Annotated in this window: 13 protein-coding genes; 5 read left to right on the forward strand and 8 right to left on the reverse strand. The window is 67.6% G+C overall.

Features of this window, described 5'->3' with window-relative positions; genetic code table 11:
• Positions 1 to 101: 101 nt before the first annotated feature.
• Entirely contained in the window at positions 102 to 1046 is a 945-nt protein-coding gene (locus tag AB4Z37_RS28340) for a LysR substrate-binding domain-containing protein (protein WP_441520058.1), read from the forward strand.
• A 104-nt stretch (positions 1047 to 1150) separates the two neighbouring features.
• Here the strand turns inward: AB4Z37_RS28340 and AB4Z37_RS28345 are convergent, their stop codons facing one another.
• The 4 genes from AB4Z37_RS28345 to AB4Z37_RS28360 form a co-directional block, all read right to left on the reverse strand.
• Positions 1151 to 1480: a hypothetical protein gene (locus tag AB4Z37_RS28345; protein WP_441520059.1), complete on the reverse strand. Its 330-nt coding sequence runs from the start codon at positions 1478 to 1480 to the stop codon at positions 1151 to 1153.
• A gap of 282 nt (positions 1481 to 1762) precedes the next feature.
• Positions 1763 to 3193 carry an outer membrane protein gene (locus AB4Z37_RS28350; protein ID WP_441520060.1) on the reverse strand — a complete coding sequence of 477 codons (1431 nt, stop codon included), beginning with the start codon at positions 3191 to 3193 and terminating at the stop codon, positions 1763 to 1765.
• A gap of 201 nt (positions 3194 to 3394) precedes the next feature.
• Positions 3395 to 4822, reverse strand: coding sequence for an outer membrane protein (locus tag AB4Z37_RS28355; RefSeq protein WP_441520061.1), 1428 nt, complete (start codon positions 4820 to 4822; stop codon positions 3395 to 3397).
• Between the two features lie 164 nt (positions 4823 to 4986).
• Positions 4987 to 6432, reverse strand: coding sequence for an outer membrane protein (locus tag AB4Z37_RS28360; protein WP_441520062.1), 1446 nt, complete (start codon positions 6430 to 6432; stop codon positions 4987 to 4989).
• 435 nt (positions 6433 to 6867) lie between these two features.
• On the opposite strand from AB4Z37_RS28360, the gene AB4Z37_RS28365 reads away from it, so the two are divergent.
• Complete coding sequence (locus tag AB4Z37_RS28365; protein ID WP_441520079.1) at positions 6868 to 8367, forward strand: S10 family peptidase; 1500 nt, start codon at positions 6868 to 6870, stop codon at positions 8365 to 8367.
• A gap of 248 nt (positions 8368 to 8615) precedes the next feature.
• Here AB4Z37_RS28365 and AB4Z37_RS28370 read toward each other — a convergent pair whose 3' ends face one another.
• Positions 8616 to 9371 carry a carbonic anhydrase gene (locus AB4Z37_RS28370; protein ID WP_441520063.1) on the reverse strand — a complete coding sequence of 252 codons (756 nt, stop codon included), beginning with the start codon at positions 9369 to 9371 and terminating at the stop codon, positions 8616 to 8618.
• Between the two features lie 166 nt (positions 9372 to 9537).
• Here AB4Z37_RS28370 and AB4Z37_RS28375 point away from each other — a divergent pair, with 166 nt between their 5' ends.
• Positions 9538 to 10335, forward strand: coding sequence for a DUF2189 domain-containing protein (locus tag AB4Z37_RS28375; RefSeq protein WP_441520064.1), 798 nt, complete (start codon positions 9538 to 9540; stop codon positions 10333 to 10335).
• Between the two features lie 39 nt (positions 10336 to 10374).
• Here the strand turns inward: AB4Z37_RS28375 and AB4Z37_RS28380 are convergent, their stop codons facing one another.
• The 3 genes from AB4Z37_RS28380 to AB4Z37_RS28390 form a co-directional block, all read right to left on the reverse strand.
• Positions 10375 to 11112 carry a class I SAM-dependent methyltransferase gene (locus tag AB4Z37_RS28380; protein ID WP_441520065.1) on the reverse strand — a complete coding sequence of 246 codons (738 nt, stop codon included), beginning with the start codon at positions 11110 to 11112 and terminating at the stop codon, positions 10375 to 10377.
• 130 nt (positions 11113 to 11242) lie between these two features.
• Positions 11243 to 12622 carry a protoglobin domain-containing protein gene (locus tag AB4Z37_RS28385; protein WP_441520066.1) on the reverse strand — a complete coding sequence of 460 codons (1380 nt, stop codon included), beginning with the start codon at positions 12620 to 12622 and terminating at the stop codon, positions 11243 to 11245.
• An 87-nt stretch (positions 12623 to 12709) separates the two neighbouring features.
• Positions 12710 to 13528, reverse strand: coding sequence for a helix-turn-helix domain-containing protein (locus tag AB4Z37_RS28390; RefSeq protein WP_441520067.1), 819 nt, complete (start codon positions 13526 to 13528; stop codon positions 12710 to 12712).
• Positions 13529 to 14088: 560 nt separating this feature from the next.
• On the opposite strand from AB4Z37_RS28390, the gene AB4Z37_RS28395 reads away from it, so the two are divergent.
• Together AB4Z37_RS28395 and AB4Z37_RS28400 are read left to right on the forward strand one after the other, a co-directional pair.
• Positions 14089 to 14628 (forward strand): TRAP transporter small permease subunit, encoded by a 540-nt coding sequence (locus AB4Z37_RS28395; RefSeq protein WP_441520068.1) that lies wholly within the window; start codon positions 14089 to 14091, stop codon positions 14626 to 14628.
• Positions 14629 to 14663: 35 nt separating this feature from the next.
• A complete protein-coding gene (locus AB4Z37_RS28400) occupies positions 14664 to 16070 on the forward strand; it encodes a TRAP transporter large permease (protein ID WP_441520069.1) in 1407 nt (468 codons plus the stop codon).
• Positions 16071 to 16098: the final 28 nt, after the last annotated feature.

Here is a 16098-nt window from a genome sequence, read left to right on the forward strand (position 1 = left end):
GGCAGTCTCCTAGGGAACAGGCCGCTCAGTCGGCCTTGACATCCATCCTAGTCGTGCAATTTTTTTGGATAATCTGGCGCTAACGCAGGATATTCGTGCAAATGGCACAGCAATGGTTGAATGGCAGCCAGGTGGAGGAAGCCATCGCCTTCGCGGTGGTCGCGGAGCAAGGCTCGTTCGCCAAGGCCGCGCTGATCCTCGAGCGCGATGCCTCCATCCTGTCGCGTCGCGTCACCGCTCTGGAACAGCGGCTTGGCGTGCGCCTCCTGGAGCGGACGACGCGCAGGCTCGCGCTGACCGAAGCTGGGACGTCATTCCTTGCCCGCGTCCGGGCCGGTCTCGGCGCCCTGTCCGAAGCCGAGGCCATGGCGTCGTCGGACGCCCGCGGCGGTCCCCGCGGCACCCTGCGTCTCGCCCTGCCGGCGAGTTTCGCGCGGATGTGGATTGCCCCGATCCTGCCGGCATTCCTCGCCCGCTATCCGGACGTCCGGATCGAGGCGAGCCTTGCCAACACCTATGTCGATCTCATCGCCGGGGGCTTCGATGCGGCCGTGCGCATCGGCGCGCTACCGGACTCGCGCCTCGTCGCGCGGCGGATCGCCGGTCATCGTCGGGTTCTCTGCGCATCACCCGCCTATCTCGAGCGCCATGGCATGCCGCAGGAGCCGGCCGATCTCGCGCACCACGCCTGCCTTGGCTTCACCGGATTCGCCAGCCATCCCCATTGGCACCTCGTCCATCCGTCCGAAGGGCGCAGCGTGACGGTGCGCACCACCAGCGCGCTGGTTTGCGACGACAGCGAGGCGCTGGTGCAGGCCGCGGTGCGCGACGCCGGCATCATGATGTGCACCGACTGGCTGGTGGGCCGGGAGCTGGCACGCGGCGAGCTGCTGCCGGTCCTGGACGCCTGGACCACGCAGGACGCCGGGGCGGTCTATGCTGTCGTGCCATCCAACCAGCTCCTGCCCGCCAAGACGCGGGCTTTTGTCGACTGGATCGCCGAAAGCTTCGCGCCGCTGCCGCCGTGGCGGCTGTCGCGGCAATAAAAAACCCGGCCTCGCGGCCGGGGTGTGGTGCGCAGCGCTGCGTCGCGATGCTCGGAACGGCGCCCACCCGAGGTTGAGACGGCGCCGGCCCGGCTTGCTCGGACTTAGCGGTAGGTGACCGAGCTGACGCTGCAGACGTCGACGTTTTCGTTGATGGCTTCATCGCCGTCCGAGAACACGGCCTTGAAGTCGAACTTGCAGCCGCCGCTGCCGTCGTCGATGTCGACCGGCTGGGTCTCACCGGGCTCGATCGGATCGCCCTTGATGATGTTTTCCTGCCAGCTGCTGAGCTTGGTGCGCGAAGCGTAGAATTCCTTGATCGTCTTCTTGGTGTTGTTGATCACATCGACGTTGCGGTCGGCCGCGACCGCGGGAAGCGAAGCGACAAGAAAGCCGACGGCGACGCCGGACATCAGAGCATTACGTGCGAACATGGTTTCCCCTAGCCCTCTACAGTGAGAGGTGGCGTGATACTCATCATATCTCTCGTTGTCCAGCGAAGCCGGCCATGAACCTGATGCGGAGCGGCGCGCGTCGAGACAACGCGTCAAAGCGAAATGACGCGCGCTGGACAGGGCCTGCGAGTGCGCCTGCTTCAGACGACGGCAGCGACAACAGCCGTGCCGGCAGGGCCAAATCCGTCCCGGCCGCGCCGCATCCATCAATAAAAAACCCCGGCCTCGCGGCCGGGGTCTTGAGCAAGGGTGTCACGCGGCTCAGTACTTCGCCACCACCGGGGTGTTGAAGTGATAGTTCAGGCCGGTGCGGAAGATGTGCTCCTGGGCGTGGCTGTTGACGAACAGCGAGCTGGTGGCATTGATCGGCAGGTTGACGCTGGACTTGCCGAGATCGACGTAGAGGTACTCGGTCTTGGAGGTCCAGTTCTTGCCGAACAGGCCGAAGAATTCGAACGGCGTTTCGACGCCGCCGCCCACCGTCCAGCCGGTGCGGGTCTCCGACAGCGTGGCGGTGCCGACATTGACCAGCGACACGGCGGTCTTGACGCCGCCATAGGCGAGACCGCCGGTGACATAGAACAGCGACGAGCCGATGCCGTAGCCGACCCTGCCGCGCACGGTGCCGACCCACTGCATCTTCTGGTTCTGCGTCACGGTCTGGACGAGCGCGCTGCACAGGATGCACGGCTTGTCGTCACGCTGCGACGAGCCCTGGATGTCGGCCTCCAGGCCATAGACCCAGTTGGCCGCCTGCCAGTTGTAGCCGATCTGCGCGCCGCCGAGATAGCCATCGGGGCTGAGGAAGAGCTTGCCCGGCCCGGGCAACGCGGCACCGTTCTGGATGCCGCCGATGGAGGTCGGGTTGCGCGCGGTCGCGCCGCCGGCGTTGCCGCCGACATACCAGCCGCCCCAGTTGGCCACGGGCTGCGGCGCGACGAGGCCACTGCCGCCGAGACGGTAGTTCAGGCCGACGCGGAAGATATGCTCGCGGATGTTCGACGACGATGCAAAGCCGGCCGCCCCGGGCAGGATGCCGGGATTGTTGACGCTGCCGAGATCGACATAGAGGTACTCGATCTTGCCGGTCCAGTTGCCGCCGAGCGCCGCCTCGACGCCGGAGCCCACCGTCCAGCCGGAGCGGGTCTGACTGAAGCTGGAGCTGCCGAGCAGCGCGTTGCTGTAGCCGGTCTTGACGTTGCCGTAGGCAAAACCGCCGGTGAAATAGCTCAGCACCGGGCCGGTGGCGAAGCCGACGCGGCCGCGCGCGGTGCCAAACCAGTCGAGCTTCTGGCTGTACTGCAGGCCGCCGGCCTGGGTGCAGGCCGCGATCGCGAGGCCGCAGGTGCGATCGTCCTTGAAGCCGGTGCCCTGGATGTCGGCCTCGACGCCGAGCACGATGTTGCCGAGCCCGAAATTGCCGCCCTGCCAGTTGTAGCCGACCTGGCCGCCGCCGAGCGCCCCGAACGGGCTGAGGCGGGTGGTCTCGCCGATCCCGACGGCGCTGGTGGTGGTGGTCTTGTCACGGCCAAAGCCGAGGCCGGCGTTGACGCCGAGATAGAAGCCGGTCCAGTCGTAGGCCTGCGCGACCAGCGGCGGCGCCTTGGTGTAGGTGCGGGCCGGAAGATCGGCAGCCTGGGCGGTGGTGGATGCGACAGCGGCGAACGCCGCGGCAATAACGAGCTTGTTCAAAACGGCCTCCAGGGGCGACGGCGGAAATATGACGAGAGTCCTAGCCGCGCCCCGGCGCTTTGTCTGTGCCAGCAAAGCCACAGCCGCAATAAAGATGACACATGCGCCCGTTGTCCACGACCGGTCGCCCGGTGCAGGGCAACAAAAAACCCCGGCCGCGAGGCCGGGGTCTTGAACAGCCGCGGCAGCGGCCGGATGGTCTCAGTACTTCGCCACCACCGGGGTGTTGAAGTGATAGTTCAGGCCGGTGCGGAGCGTGTGCTCCTGGGCGCGGGTGGTGAAGGTGGTGCCCACCGCGACGGTGTCGGTCGACTTGCCGAGGTCGATGAACAGGTACTCGGTCTTCGAGGTCCAGTTCTTGCCGAACAGGCCGAACAGGTCGAACGGCGATTCGATGCCGCCGCCCACCGCGTAGCCGGTGCGGGTCCTGGAGACCGAGGCGACGGCGACGTTGGCGAAGTTCAGGTCGGTCTTGACGCCGCCATAGGCGAAACCGCCGGTGGCGTAGAACAGGGTCGAGCCGACCGAATAGCCGACGCGGCCACGCACCGTGCCGAACCACTGCATCTTCTGGTTATAGCTCACAAAGGCATTCGCGCTGCAGGTCATGCCGCAGGCATAGTTGTCCTTGAGCAAGCCGCCCTGGATGTCGGCCTCGAGGCCGTACACGATCGCGCCGGCCTGCCAGTTGTAACCGGCCTGGACGCCGCCGAAGTAGCCATCGGGGCTGAGGTTGAAGCGCTCGCCGAGGTTGGCGCTCCGGATGCTGCTCTTGTTGAGCGCGGTGCCGCTGCCGCCGTTGCCGCCGACATACCAGCCCGACCAGTTCGCGACCGGCGCCGGCGCGTAGGACGCGCCGCCGATGCGGTAGTTCAGGCCGGCGCGGAAGATGTGCTCGCGCACCTGCGAGTTGAAAGTAAAGGTGCCGAGGCTGCTGAGGCCTCTCTGGGTGCCGAGGTCGACGTAGAGATACTCGATCTTGCCGGTCCAGTTGCCCGCGAGCGCCGCCTCGACGCCGGAGCCGATGGTCCAGCCGGTGCGGGTGCTGCTGAAGCTGTCGTTGATCACGCCGGTGAAATCAGACACGCGCGACTTGACGTTGCCGTAGGCGAAACCGCCGGTGAAATAGCTGAGGACCGGGCCGGTGGCGATACCGACGCGGCCGCGCGCGGTGCCGAACCAGTCGAGCTTCTGGTTGACGTTGACGCCGAACCCGGCCGCGCACAGCAGCGTGCAGGTGCGGTTGTCATTGAGGCCGGCGCCCTGGATGTCGGCCTCGAGGCCGAGCACGACATTGCCGAGACCAAGGCCGAACAGGTTGCCGTACTGCCAGTTGTAGCCGATCTGGCCACCGCCGACGCCGCCGAGTCCGCCGATGCGCGAGCGCGGATCGACGATGCCGCCATTGAGATCGGTCTTGCTGCGGCCGAAACCGACGCCGGCGTTCACGCCGACATAGAGGCCGGTCCAGTTGTAGGCCTGGACGACCAGCGGGGGCGCCTTGGTGGAAGTGCGGGCCGGAAGATCGGCGGCGAGGGAGGACGAAGCGGCGGAGGTAACGGCGGCAGCGGCGAGCGCCGCGGCAAAGGCATAGGATTTCAAAACAGCCCCCGAATGGACGACAGACATGAGAATCTGACTGCAGTCCTATCGTGCGCAGGCCATGCTGTCTGTGGTCAGGGAGACACAGCCGACAATTAAAGTCGCCGCGGCGCCGTATCCCCGCCCCTGGACAACGAAAAACCCCGGCCGGTGGCCGGGGTTTTCGCAGGGAATGTCAGGGATCCGGCGGCTCAGTAGCGCGCCACGACCGGGCTGTTGAAGTGGTAGTTCAGGCCGGTGCGGAAGATGTGCTCCTGCGCCTTGGTCGAGAACGTCAGGCCGGTGCCGGTGATGGCATCGGTGGAGCGGCCGAGATCGACGTAGAGGTATTCGGTCTTGGAGGTCCAGTTCTTGCCGAACAGGCCGAACAGGTCGAACGGCGATTCGATGCCGCCGCCCACCGCATAGCCGGTGCGGGTGCGGGAGATCGACTGGTTGAAGGCGGTGCCGAGGAACACGCCGGCGACATCGGTCTTGACGTTGCCGTAGGCGAAACCGCCGGTGGCGTAGAACAGCGAGGAGCCGATGGCATAGCCGACGCGGCCGCGCACCGTGCCGAACCACTGCATCTTCTGATTGAAGGCGGCGAACTGCGGGGTGCCGGGGAAGCAGCCGAGCTCGCAGGCCTTGTTGTCCTTCTGGCTCGAGCCCTGGAAGTCGGTCTCCAGGCCGTACACCCAGTTGGCGGCCTGCCAGTTGTAGCCGATCTGCGCGCCGCCGATGTAGCCGTCGGGCGCGATGTTGAACTTCTCGTTGGCAAGGCCCGCCGCCGCCAGCGTGCTGCGGTTGAGCGCGGTGGCGCCGCCGACATTGCCGCCGAGATAGACACCCGACCAGTTGGCGAGCGGCTCCGGCGCGTACAGGCCGGCACCGCCGATGCGGTAGTTCAGGCCGGCGCGGAAGATGTGCTCACGCACCTGCGAGGTGTAGGTGTAGGGGTTCGGCAGCAGCGCTGCGCCGTTCTGGGTGCCGAGATCGACATAGAGATATTCGATCTTGCCGGTCCAGTTGCCGCCGAGCGCCGCCTCGACGCCCGAGCCGATGGTCCAGCCGGTGCGGGTGCTGCCGAAGGTGGTGGCGAGCGCCGGGTTGGACAGGTCGGTGACGGTGGTCTTGACGTTGCCGTAGGCGAAACCGCCGGTAACGTAGCTGAGCACCGGGCCGGTCGCGAGGCCGATGCGGCCGCGCGCGGTGCCGAACCAGTCGAGCTTCTGGTTGAACGCAAGGCCGGTGCCGGCGATGCAGGTGATTTCGCAGGTGCGGCTGTCCTTGAGGCCCGCGCCCTGGATGTCGGCCTCGACGCCGAGCACAATGTTGCCGAGCCCGAGCAGGTTGCCGTACTGCCAGTTGTAGCCGATCTGGCCGCCGCCGAGGCCACCGAGACCGCCGAGGCGCGAGGCCGGGAAGCCGACCGCCGGCGCGCCGACCGCAGCCGTGGTCTTGGAGCGGCCGAAGCCGACGCCGGCGTTCACACCCACATAGAAACCGGTCCAGTTATACGCCTGCACCACCATCGGCGGCGCCTTGCGGTAGACCTTCGCGGGCAGGTCGGCGGCGGAGGCCGATCCCGCGGCGAGCGCAGTGCCTGCCAGTGCGAGCACGGATCCGAGGATCCGGGTGGACGAAACGAATTTCATGGACGGTCCCCCAATGGCAGGCAGGTCGCTCGAGCGACTGTGCCGAAAGAGTACGCCAAACAGGGCCGGCGCGCTGTGCCCGCTGCGCCACAGCGTCGCAGTTTCGAACGCCGCGATGGAACCCGCACACCGGTTGAAATCACTTAACAATCCCTGAATGTCGGGCGCGTGCACGGGCTGCCATGCTGTCGCGAAACCGTCATGCGGCGGTGTCGTCTCCGCACCTTGCCGAATGCCCGCCCGCGCCACCATATCCGCCGCAATCGCCGGCCACGGTGGCCGTGCCGGCGCATACGCGCCACGCCCAGCGCCGCTGGGGCAATGCCGGGGACTGACATGACCAGGACGCGCCGGAACGGACCTCGTCGGACGAAGCGGGAGTGGCGGCTGGCCGGCGCGCTGGCGCTCGTCCTCGGCGCCGCATCGCTGCTCGCCATGCCGCGCGCCGCGCACGCACAGGAGGCGACGGCGGCCGAGGCGAAAGCCGCCGACAGCAAGGCCGGCGAAGCCAGGGCCGGTGACAGCCGTGCCGGCGCACCGGGCGTGCTGGCGCTGCTGCCGGCCGACGCCGTCACCCACCACACGCTGCCGCTCGGCGACCGCCCCCTCGCCTACACCGCGACCGCCGGCACCGTGCCGCTCTATGGCCAAAACGGCGAGCGCACCGCGGCGGTGTTCTACACCGCCTATGTCGCGAAGGACGCGCCCGCCAACCGCCCGATCACCTTCGTGTTCAACGGCGGGCCCGGCGCGGCGTCGGCGTACCTGCATCTCGGCCTCGTCGGGCCGAAGATCCTCGACTTCGGTCCGAGCGGCCGCGACGGCGCCCATGCCGCGCTGATCGACAACCCGCAGAGCTGGCTCGCCTTCACCGACCTTGTCATCATCGATCCCGTCGGCACCGGCTGGAGCCGCACCGTGAAGGCCGACGACGCCGGCTTCTTCGGGGTGCAGGCCGACGCCCAGGTGATGGCCAAGGTGATCGCGCTGTATCTGGCCCGCAACGGCCGCAGCGGCGCGCCGAAATATCTGCTCGGCGAGAGCTATGGCGGCTTCCGCGCCGCCAAGACCGCGCAGGCGCTGCGCCAGTCGCAGGGCCTGATCGTCGCCGGCGTGATCATGCTGTCGCCGCTGATCGACGGCTCGCTGATCTTCGGCTCCAACCGCTACGCGCTCGGCGCGGCGCTGCAGCTGCCGTCGCTGGCGGCGACCGAGCTGGAGCGCCGCGGCGCGTTCACGCCGCAGGCGCTCACCGAGGCCGAGCGTTTCGCCATGACCGACTATCTCACCACCCTCGCCGGCGCCGCGCCCGCGGGCGACGCCGCGCGCGCGTTCTATGATCGTGTCGCGGCGCTGACCGGGCTGTCGCCCGACCTCGTGACGCGCACCCGCGGCTTCGTGCGCGACGCCTTCCTCAAGCACCTGCGCGAGCGCGACCAGGCGGTGGTGAGCATCTATGACGCCGCGCTGGCCGCGCCCGATCCCTATCCCGACAGCGACGGCCGCGGCCCCGACCCGGTGCTCGAAGGCTTCACCCGCGCCTATGGCGGCGCGTTCGCGGCCTACGCCCGCGACACCCTCGGCTTCAAGACCGACATGACCTACCAGCTGCTCAGCACCGAGGTGAACAACAAGTGGAAGTGGGGCGAAAGCGAGGGGTCGCGCCGCCAGGCCAACGCCGCCGACGACATTCGCGAGCTGTTGTCGCTCGATCCCTCGTTCCGCCTGCTGGTCGCCCATGGCTACAGCGACCTGATCACGCCCTATGGCGTCAGCCGCTACGTGCTCGACCACCTGCCGCGCGAGCTCGCGAACGGCCGCACCGCCCTCCGGCTCTATCGCGGCGGCCACATGCTCTACACCATCCCCGCCTCACGCGCCGCGTTCACCGCCGACGCCAAGGCGTTTTACGAGAGCGATGGCCGCAGGGATTGAAAAGGGAGCGGCGTCTTGTGGGGGCAAAAAAGAAGCCAATGAAGCACGGCGTTTGTTGTTGAACTCGTCAAGCCCGGGCTTGTCCCGCAAGTCGGATTTATCCGACTTGCGGTCTTTAGAAGAACGCAACTCGGCAGAGCCGAGTTGCTACGCATCCACGTTTTTGCAGCGTTTCAACAAGGAAGACGTGGATGGCCGGGACAAGCCCGGCCATGACGGAGAAAAGCCGACAATCCGCGTGCTTCAACTCAACCCGAGCGCAGCACGTCGCGGCGGTTCACCTTTTGCACCGGGCGCGCGTTCATGGCGTAGAGCTTGGCAAAGCTCGCCACGTCCGCCTCCGCCACCTCGACCGGCGTCGTCAGCAGCAGCCACTCCACGGTCTCGGCGCAGGGCGGCGTGGTGAGCGAGCCGGCATAGCGGTAGTAGTTGCGGCCGGCCGGCAGGAAGCCCGCCGGATCGATCGCCGCCGGCGCCTTCACCGCCGGGCCCGCCGCCTGCGGCATCGCCGCGGTCACCGCCTTGAACGCCGCATTGGCCTGCCCCGTGGTCATCAGCACGCCGACCACCGCGAGCGCGCCGGCGTCGTTGCGATGCACGAAATGCACCTCCATGGGGAAGCTCTTGCCGTCGATCAGATGCTCGCTCGGCCGGTGGAAATGAAACTGCACCAGCTTGTAGCTGGCGCCGGCGACCTTGAGCGTGCTGCCGTCGGCGGCGTTGACCTGGATGGTGTGGCCGTTGTTGACGATGGTGTCGACGCCCCCCTTCCAGTCGATGGCGAGCGGCGGCAGCTCGGCACGCACCGACGAGGTGATGTCGATCGGCGACTGCTGGCTGCCGACCGAGCACACCTTGCTGGCGGCGTCGACATCGCCCCAGTGGGCAGGGCCTTCGGCGCCCTCATAGCTCCAGTGCGCGCCCTCGGCGGCGACGCCGGCGGTGGCGCACAGCGGGCACAGCGCCAGTCCCGCGAACGCTTTCAGTATGGAACGACGATGCATGGTCTTCTCCTCTTCCCCCAGCTCCGAGTCGGAGCGGTTCCGCTCTATCGCGGGCCGGTGTTGCGGACAAGACGCCACGGGGGCGCAAACTGCCGCTGTTTGACCTCGATCAAAGCGCGGCTCGCGGTTGTGCGCCGGAATGGCGGCAACGGCAGGAGGCGACCCCATGACCTCGATATCCGGCAGGACCGACCCGGTGGTGCGCAGGATCGGCGCCGCCGACATCGCCGACGCGCTCGCCGCGGGCTTTCGCGACTTCAGGGCGGCGCCGCGCTACGGCCTCGCCTTCGGCGCGATCTATGCCTGCGGCGGCATCGCCATCATCGCCTGCGTCACCGCGCTCGGCCTCAGCTACCTCGCCTATCCGCTGGCGGCGGGCTTTGCGCTGATCGGCCCGTTCGTCGCCGCCGGGCTCTACGAGGTCAGCCGCCGCCTCGAGCAGGGCCGGCCGCTGTCGTTCGGCGCGGTCTGGCAGACCGTGAAAAGCCGCGGCGAGATCGGCTGGATGGCGTTCGTCACGCTGTTCGTGTTCGTGATCTGGATGTACCAGGTCCGCCTCCTGATCGCGCTGTTCCTCGGCCTCAACGCCTCCTTCACCAGCTTCAACGAGTTCGTCGCCGTGGTGCTGGGCACGCGCGAGGGACTGCTGTTCCTGCTGATCGGCCATCTCGACGGCCTCGTGCTGTCGCTGATGCTGTTCTCGCTGAGCGTGGTGTCGTTTCCACTGCTGCTCGACCGTGACGTCGACTGCGTCACCGCCATGATCACCAGCGTGCGCGCGGTGACCACGAGCCCGCTGCCGCTGCTCGGCTGGGCGGTGCTGGTGGTGGTGGTGCTGGTCGTCTCGGTGCTGCCGACCTTCCTCGGCCTGCTGGTGACGCTGCCGGTGCTCGGCCACGCCACCTGGCACCTCTACCGCCGCATCGTCGCACCGCAGGATGCCACGGCGATCCGCGCGGTCTGAGCGCGCGCCGGCGGCCGACGCGTCATCGGCGCATCGGCGTCATCGTGCCGCGACGATCGCGTGCATGCGGCCCGCAGGTTCGTTGCGCCTGACGGCAAGACCGAGGCCGGTCAGTTCGTCGGCGAGCGCGGCCGGGCCGAGGCGCAGCTTGCGGTAGCTGCTCTTGCGCAGCGTCCAGCCTTCGTCCGTGCGCACATGCACGAGGTCGCTGACGACGACCGTCTCCGGCTCATAGTCCAGCACGCACACCATGATGCGGTCGGCATCGGCCCGGACGGGCAGGAAGCGATCGAGACCGGTCAGCTCGGCCGACAGGTCGCGGAAGGTCAGCACCAGCAGGCCGCCGGGCTGCAGCAGATCGCGCACCTTGCCGAGGACGCCGGAGACCTCCGCCCGGCTTGCGAGATGGGTGAGCGTGTCGCCCATGCAGACGATCGTCTCCACGCTGCCCGGCGCGGCGAGCCGGTCGACATCACGCAGGTCCGCCAGCACCGTCTCGACCGGCCGATCGCCCTTGTGGGCGTCGAGCTCATGCAGCAATGCCTGGCTGGTATCGACGGCGATGACGCGCTGAAAGCCGAGGTCCGCAAGCGCCAGGGACTGAAACCCGGGGCCGCAGCCGAGATCGATCGCCGTCCCGTGTGCGCCCGCTCCCACCCCGAGGGCCGCGAGCGTGTCGCGCTGCTCCGCCACCTTGGCGGCGAACGGAAGCCCGAACATCCATGTGTAATGCTCGGCGAGCAGCGAGTCGTAATGGCGGGTGACGGTGTCGGTCATGGCGCACTCCCTGGCCTTGAGGCCAACGCCTATGCACCGTCGCCGCCCGCTTTTCCAGACAGGGACTGCGAATGGCAGCGTCCCGCGCGCGCCGCGCGCACGCGACGCGTCGCGATCGCCTGAAGACGTCTCAGGCCGCGCGCACGGTGGCGAGAAACTTGTCGACCTCCAGCCGCAGCTGTTCGGACTGGGCCGACAGCTCCGACGCCGCCGCCAGCACCTGATTTGCGGCCGCGCCGCTCTCGCCCGCCGACACCGAGATGCCGGAGATGTTGTGCGACACCTCGTCGGCGCCGCTGGCCGCGAGCTGCACGCTGCGCGAGATTTCGCCCGTCGCCGCGCCCTGCTCCTCGACCGCGGCGGCGATCGCCGCGGAAACGTCGCTCATCGACTTGATGACCGCGGTGATCGAGGCGATCGCGCTGACCGAATCCGTGGTGGCGCCCTGCATGCCGCCGATCTGCGCGCGGATGTCGGAGGTCGCCTTCGCGGTCTGGTCGGCGAGCGACTTGACCTCCTGCGCCACCACCGCAAAGCCACGCCCGGCCTCGCCGGCGCGCGCCGCCTCGATGGTGGCGTTGAGCGCCAGCAGATGGGTCTGCGAGGCGATGTTGTTGATCAGCTCGATGATGGCGCCGATGCGGTCGGCGCCCCCCGACAGCCGCTGCATCTTGTCGGCGGCCTGGTCGGCCTCCCGCGCCGCTTCGGTCGACACCCGGGCGGATTCGTTGACCTGCCGCGAGATCTCGCGGATCGAGCTCGACAGCTCCTCGGCGGCGACCGCGACGCTCTCGACATTGGCGCTGGCGGTCCTCGCCGCGCCGTCGGCGACGGACGCCTGGGAATTGGCCTGCTGCGCGAGGCGGCTCATCGATTGCGCCGACGACTGCAGCTGCGTCGCGGCGGACGCGACGATGTTGACGACGCCGCCGATGGTCTTCTCGAAATCGACCGCGATGTTCTCCAGCGTCCGGCGCCGATCGCGCCGGCCCGCCTCGATGTAGACGTCGATGGCGATATCCATGTCGAGCAGCGCCGCCTTGACGATGGCCTGCTGCAGCACCGCCGTGTGATGCTCGCCGTCGCCGCGGCTGAACAGGCCCGAAGTCTTGCGGGCCGAAGCGCTGCGGTCCAGGCCCTTGCGCGCCGCGATCGCCCGCAGCAGGCCCGACACCAGGATGCTGTAGCCGCCGATGTACCAGCGCGGCCCGAGGCCGAGCTTGTTGTGCACCTCGCCGATCTTGGTCACGGAAGCCTGATAGGCGTCGTCGAAGCGGCCGTCGAGGATGATGGCCCAGTGCCGCAGCTGCATCGCCTTGGCGTGCATCATGTGCTCGCGGTTGCGGAAGAACGCCGCAGTCTCGCGGAACTTCTCGACATGATCGTAGAACGCATCGAGGATCGCCGGCATCTCGGCGAGAATGAACGGTTTTGCCTCGCGCAGCGCTACGAGCATCGCCGCGTCGATGATGCTGAACTCGAGCCTTTGCGCGATTCCCGCTTCCGCCATGGCGCTGCCCCCAGCCTGCAACGATTCCGTCAGCTTAAGACCCCGCACTTAATTTGCGATTTGCCCGTTTCACGTCACTGCCGCCCATCAGGCGACAGCGCCGCTCATCGTCCGTGACCGGCCGAGCGTCGCCGACGGCAGCTCGCCGAACGCGCCGCGATAGTCGCGGGCGAAATGACCGAGGTTGGTGAAGCCGCAGGCGAACGCCACCGCCGTCACCGAGGTCGCGGTGTCGGCCTCGTGCAGCAGGTTGTTGGCCCGCCGCAGCCGGATCAGCTTGAGCACGCGCGCGGCGCTGAGGCCGTGCCGCGCGAAATGCCGCTGCAGCGAGCGCACGCTGGTGCCGGAGCGGCGCGCTACTTCCGTCAGGCCGAGCCGGCCGCCGGAATTGTCGAGGATGAGGCGAACCGCCGCGCGAATCGGCATCGGCACGTCGGTGTCGTCGCGCATCGCGGCCAGCGGCGCGAGATCGCCTTCCGGCACGGCCGCGACCGTGATGGTGGAGATCGGCGACAGGCAGTTCGGCCGGACCATGTCATCGTGCGTCACCGTCTCGATGGTGCGAACCACCTGCTCCGGCTGTCCGGCCGCGTGCGGCAGCGCCCGCAGCGTGACATCGGCCCAGATCCGCGTCCCGTCAGGACGCAGAAAGCGCTCGCGGATGCTGTAGCTGTCGATCTTGCCCTGCGTCAGCAGCGCGCGCTGCGGCGCCTCGCGAGCGCGATCAGTCGGATCGAGCAGATCGCGGATCGACACGCCGTCGTGCCCGAGCTTGCTCGCCGGACAGCCGACGAGGCGCAGGAACGCACGGTTGGCGAAATGAATGTGATCATCACCGTCGCTGGTGACCACGACGGCCACGTCGAGGCTGTCGAGCACCGAGTGCAATAGGGTTTCGTTCCACATGAGCGCCGCACATGATGGCAAATGGGTTGATCGATGGACCTGCATGATCCGCGACACGCGACCGGCGGGCGGGATCCATCCGCCACTTTTAACCAACTGTCACGGCGGGCCATGATCTGGATCAAGATATGCGGCCGGCCCGGCCGGATTCTTTCGCGGCGGCGTCGCTGGTTCCAGCGGCGGCCCGCAAGCGCCCGGGTAACGATCAGCCAAAAAGCCGCCTCGCTTCGCAACAAATGCAAACCCTGCAGGGCCACGGCCATCCATTCGTTGCACCGCACCCGCGCAACCAGCTGACGGCATGAGACTTTCGTAGCGTCTCCAGGGTCCCGCGCGGCGGCCCGCAGTGTTGTTTTTGCGTCAAAATTGTGCCATGTCCGACCCGTTTACGGACGTTTTCGCGACTTCAGGCCACAGTTTCGCGCGTTCCGGACGGCTGTCGACGAGGTGGGTTGCACCGCTCGGCCAGCGTTCGCAATGTCCGCGGCGGCGGCGTGAAGCGCCAAGCAACAAGAACCGCCCAACCGGTGCCTTCGATCGCCAGACCCAAGGACAGCCTCGTGCAACAGCTGCTCAAACTGACCCGCGTCATCGACGCCATCGGCGACGTCGCCGGTTTCATCGCCAAGTGGCTCGTGCTGCTGGCGTGTCTCGTCAGCGCCGGCAACGCCGGGATCCGCTACCTGTTCAGCTACTCGTCGAACAGCTGGCTCGAGATCCAGTGGTACATGTTCGGCGGCATCGTGCTGCTCGGCGCGGCGCAGACGCTGCGCCTCAACGAGCATGTCCGCGTCGACCTGCTGTACTCCTCGGTCTCCGAGCGCACGCGGCTGTGGATCGACGTCGTCGGCTTCATCTTTTTCCTGCTGCCGGTCACCGCCTACCTGATCAGCCTGACCTGGCCGTTCTTCCTCAAGTCGTACGTTTCGCAGGAATACTCCTCGAACGCCGGCGGCCTGATCCTGTGGCCCGCCAAGCTGCTGCTGCCCGCCGGCTTCGTGCTGCTGTGGCTGCAGGGCGCCGCCGAGCTCGTCAAGCGCATCGCCGGCCTCACCGGCGCGGTCAAGATCGACACCCATTACGAAGCGCCGCTGCAGTAAGGCGCCACATTCCTTTCGGGACGGGATAACGCTCCATGTTTTCACACGGCATCATGCCCCCGCTCATGTTCGGGACCATGGTCTTGTTCATGCTGTACGGGTTTCCGGTGGCCTTCTCGCTCGCCGCCGTCGGTCTGTTCTTCGGGGCCATCGGCATCGCCACCGGACATTTCGATCCGGCCTTCCTGCAGGCGCTGCCGTTCCGTTTCTACGGCATCATCTCCAACGACCTGTTGCTGTCGATCCCGTTCTTCACCTTCATGGGCGCGATCCTGGAGCGCTGCGGCCTCGCCGAGGACCTGCTGGAAGGCACCGGGCAGCTGTTCGGCAAGGTTCCCGGCGGCATCGCCTATGCGGTGATCATCGTCGGCGCCGTGCTCGGCGCCATCACCGGCACGGTCGCGGCGTCCGTGATCGCCATGGGCGTGATCTCGCTGCCGGTGATGATGCGCTACGGCTACGACATGAAGCTCGCGACCGGCGTCATCGCGGCGTCCGGCACCATCACCCAGCTGATCCCGCCATCGCTGGTGCTGATCGTGCTCGCCGACCAGCTCGGACGTTCCGTCGGCGACATGTATCTCGGCGCCATCGGCCCCTCGATCCTGCAGGTCGCGATTTTCATCGCCTACATCGTCATCCTGTCAATCGTGCGCCCCAAGGCGATGCCGCCGATCCCCGAGGATGCGCGCGAGCCGATGAGCTGGAAACTGGTGCGCCGCGTGCTGTGGGGCATGATCCCCTCGATCGTGCTGATCTTCCTGGTGCTCGGCACCATCGGCCTCGGCCTCGCCACGCCGACGGAAGCCGGCGCGATGGGCGCGGTCGGCGCCATGCTGCTCGCCGCGCTGCACGGCCGCTTGAGCTGGACGCTGCTCGAGCAGGGCATGACCTCGACCATGCGCCTGACCTCGATGGTGGTCTACATCCTGATCGGCTCGACCTGCTTCAGCCTCGTGTTCCAGGGCATGGACGGCGCGCGCTGGATCGAGCACATGCTGACCGGCCTGCCCGGCGGCGCGATCGGCTTCCTGATCTTCGTCAACATCTTCGTGTTCTTCCTGGCGTTCTTCCTCGACTTCTTCGAGATCGCCTTCATCATCATCCCGCTGCTGGCGCCCGTCGCCAGCAAGCTCGGCATCGACCTCGTGTGGTTCGGCGTGCTGCTGTGCGTCAACATGCAGACCTCGTTCATGCACCCGCCGTTCGGCTTCGCGCTGTTCTACCTGCGCGGCATCGCGCCGCCGGAAGTGAAGAGCTCGGACATCTACTGGGGCGCGATCCCCTGGGTGTTCATGCAGATCATCCTGGTGGTGATCGTGATCGGCTGGCCCGAATCCGTGACCTACTGGCTCGACAAGACGGTGATCGACACCTCCAAGGTGAAGATCGAGATTCCGGTCATCGAGCAGGCGCCGCTGTCGTTCGAACCGTCGAAGTAGCGCCGGCGACCTCGACGCGATCACGGGC

Origin of the sequence: Bradyrhizobium sp. 2TAF24 (assembly GCF_052115025.1) — a bacterium.
Classification (GTDB): Bacteria; Pseudomonadota; Alphaproteobacteria; order Rhizobiales; family Xanthobacteraceae; genus Bradyrhizobium_A.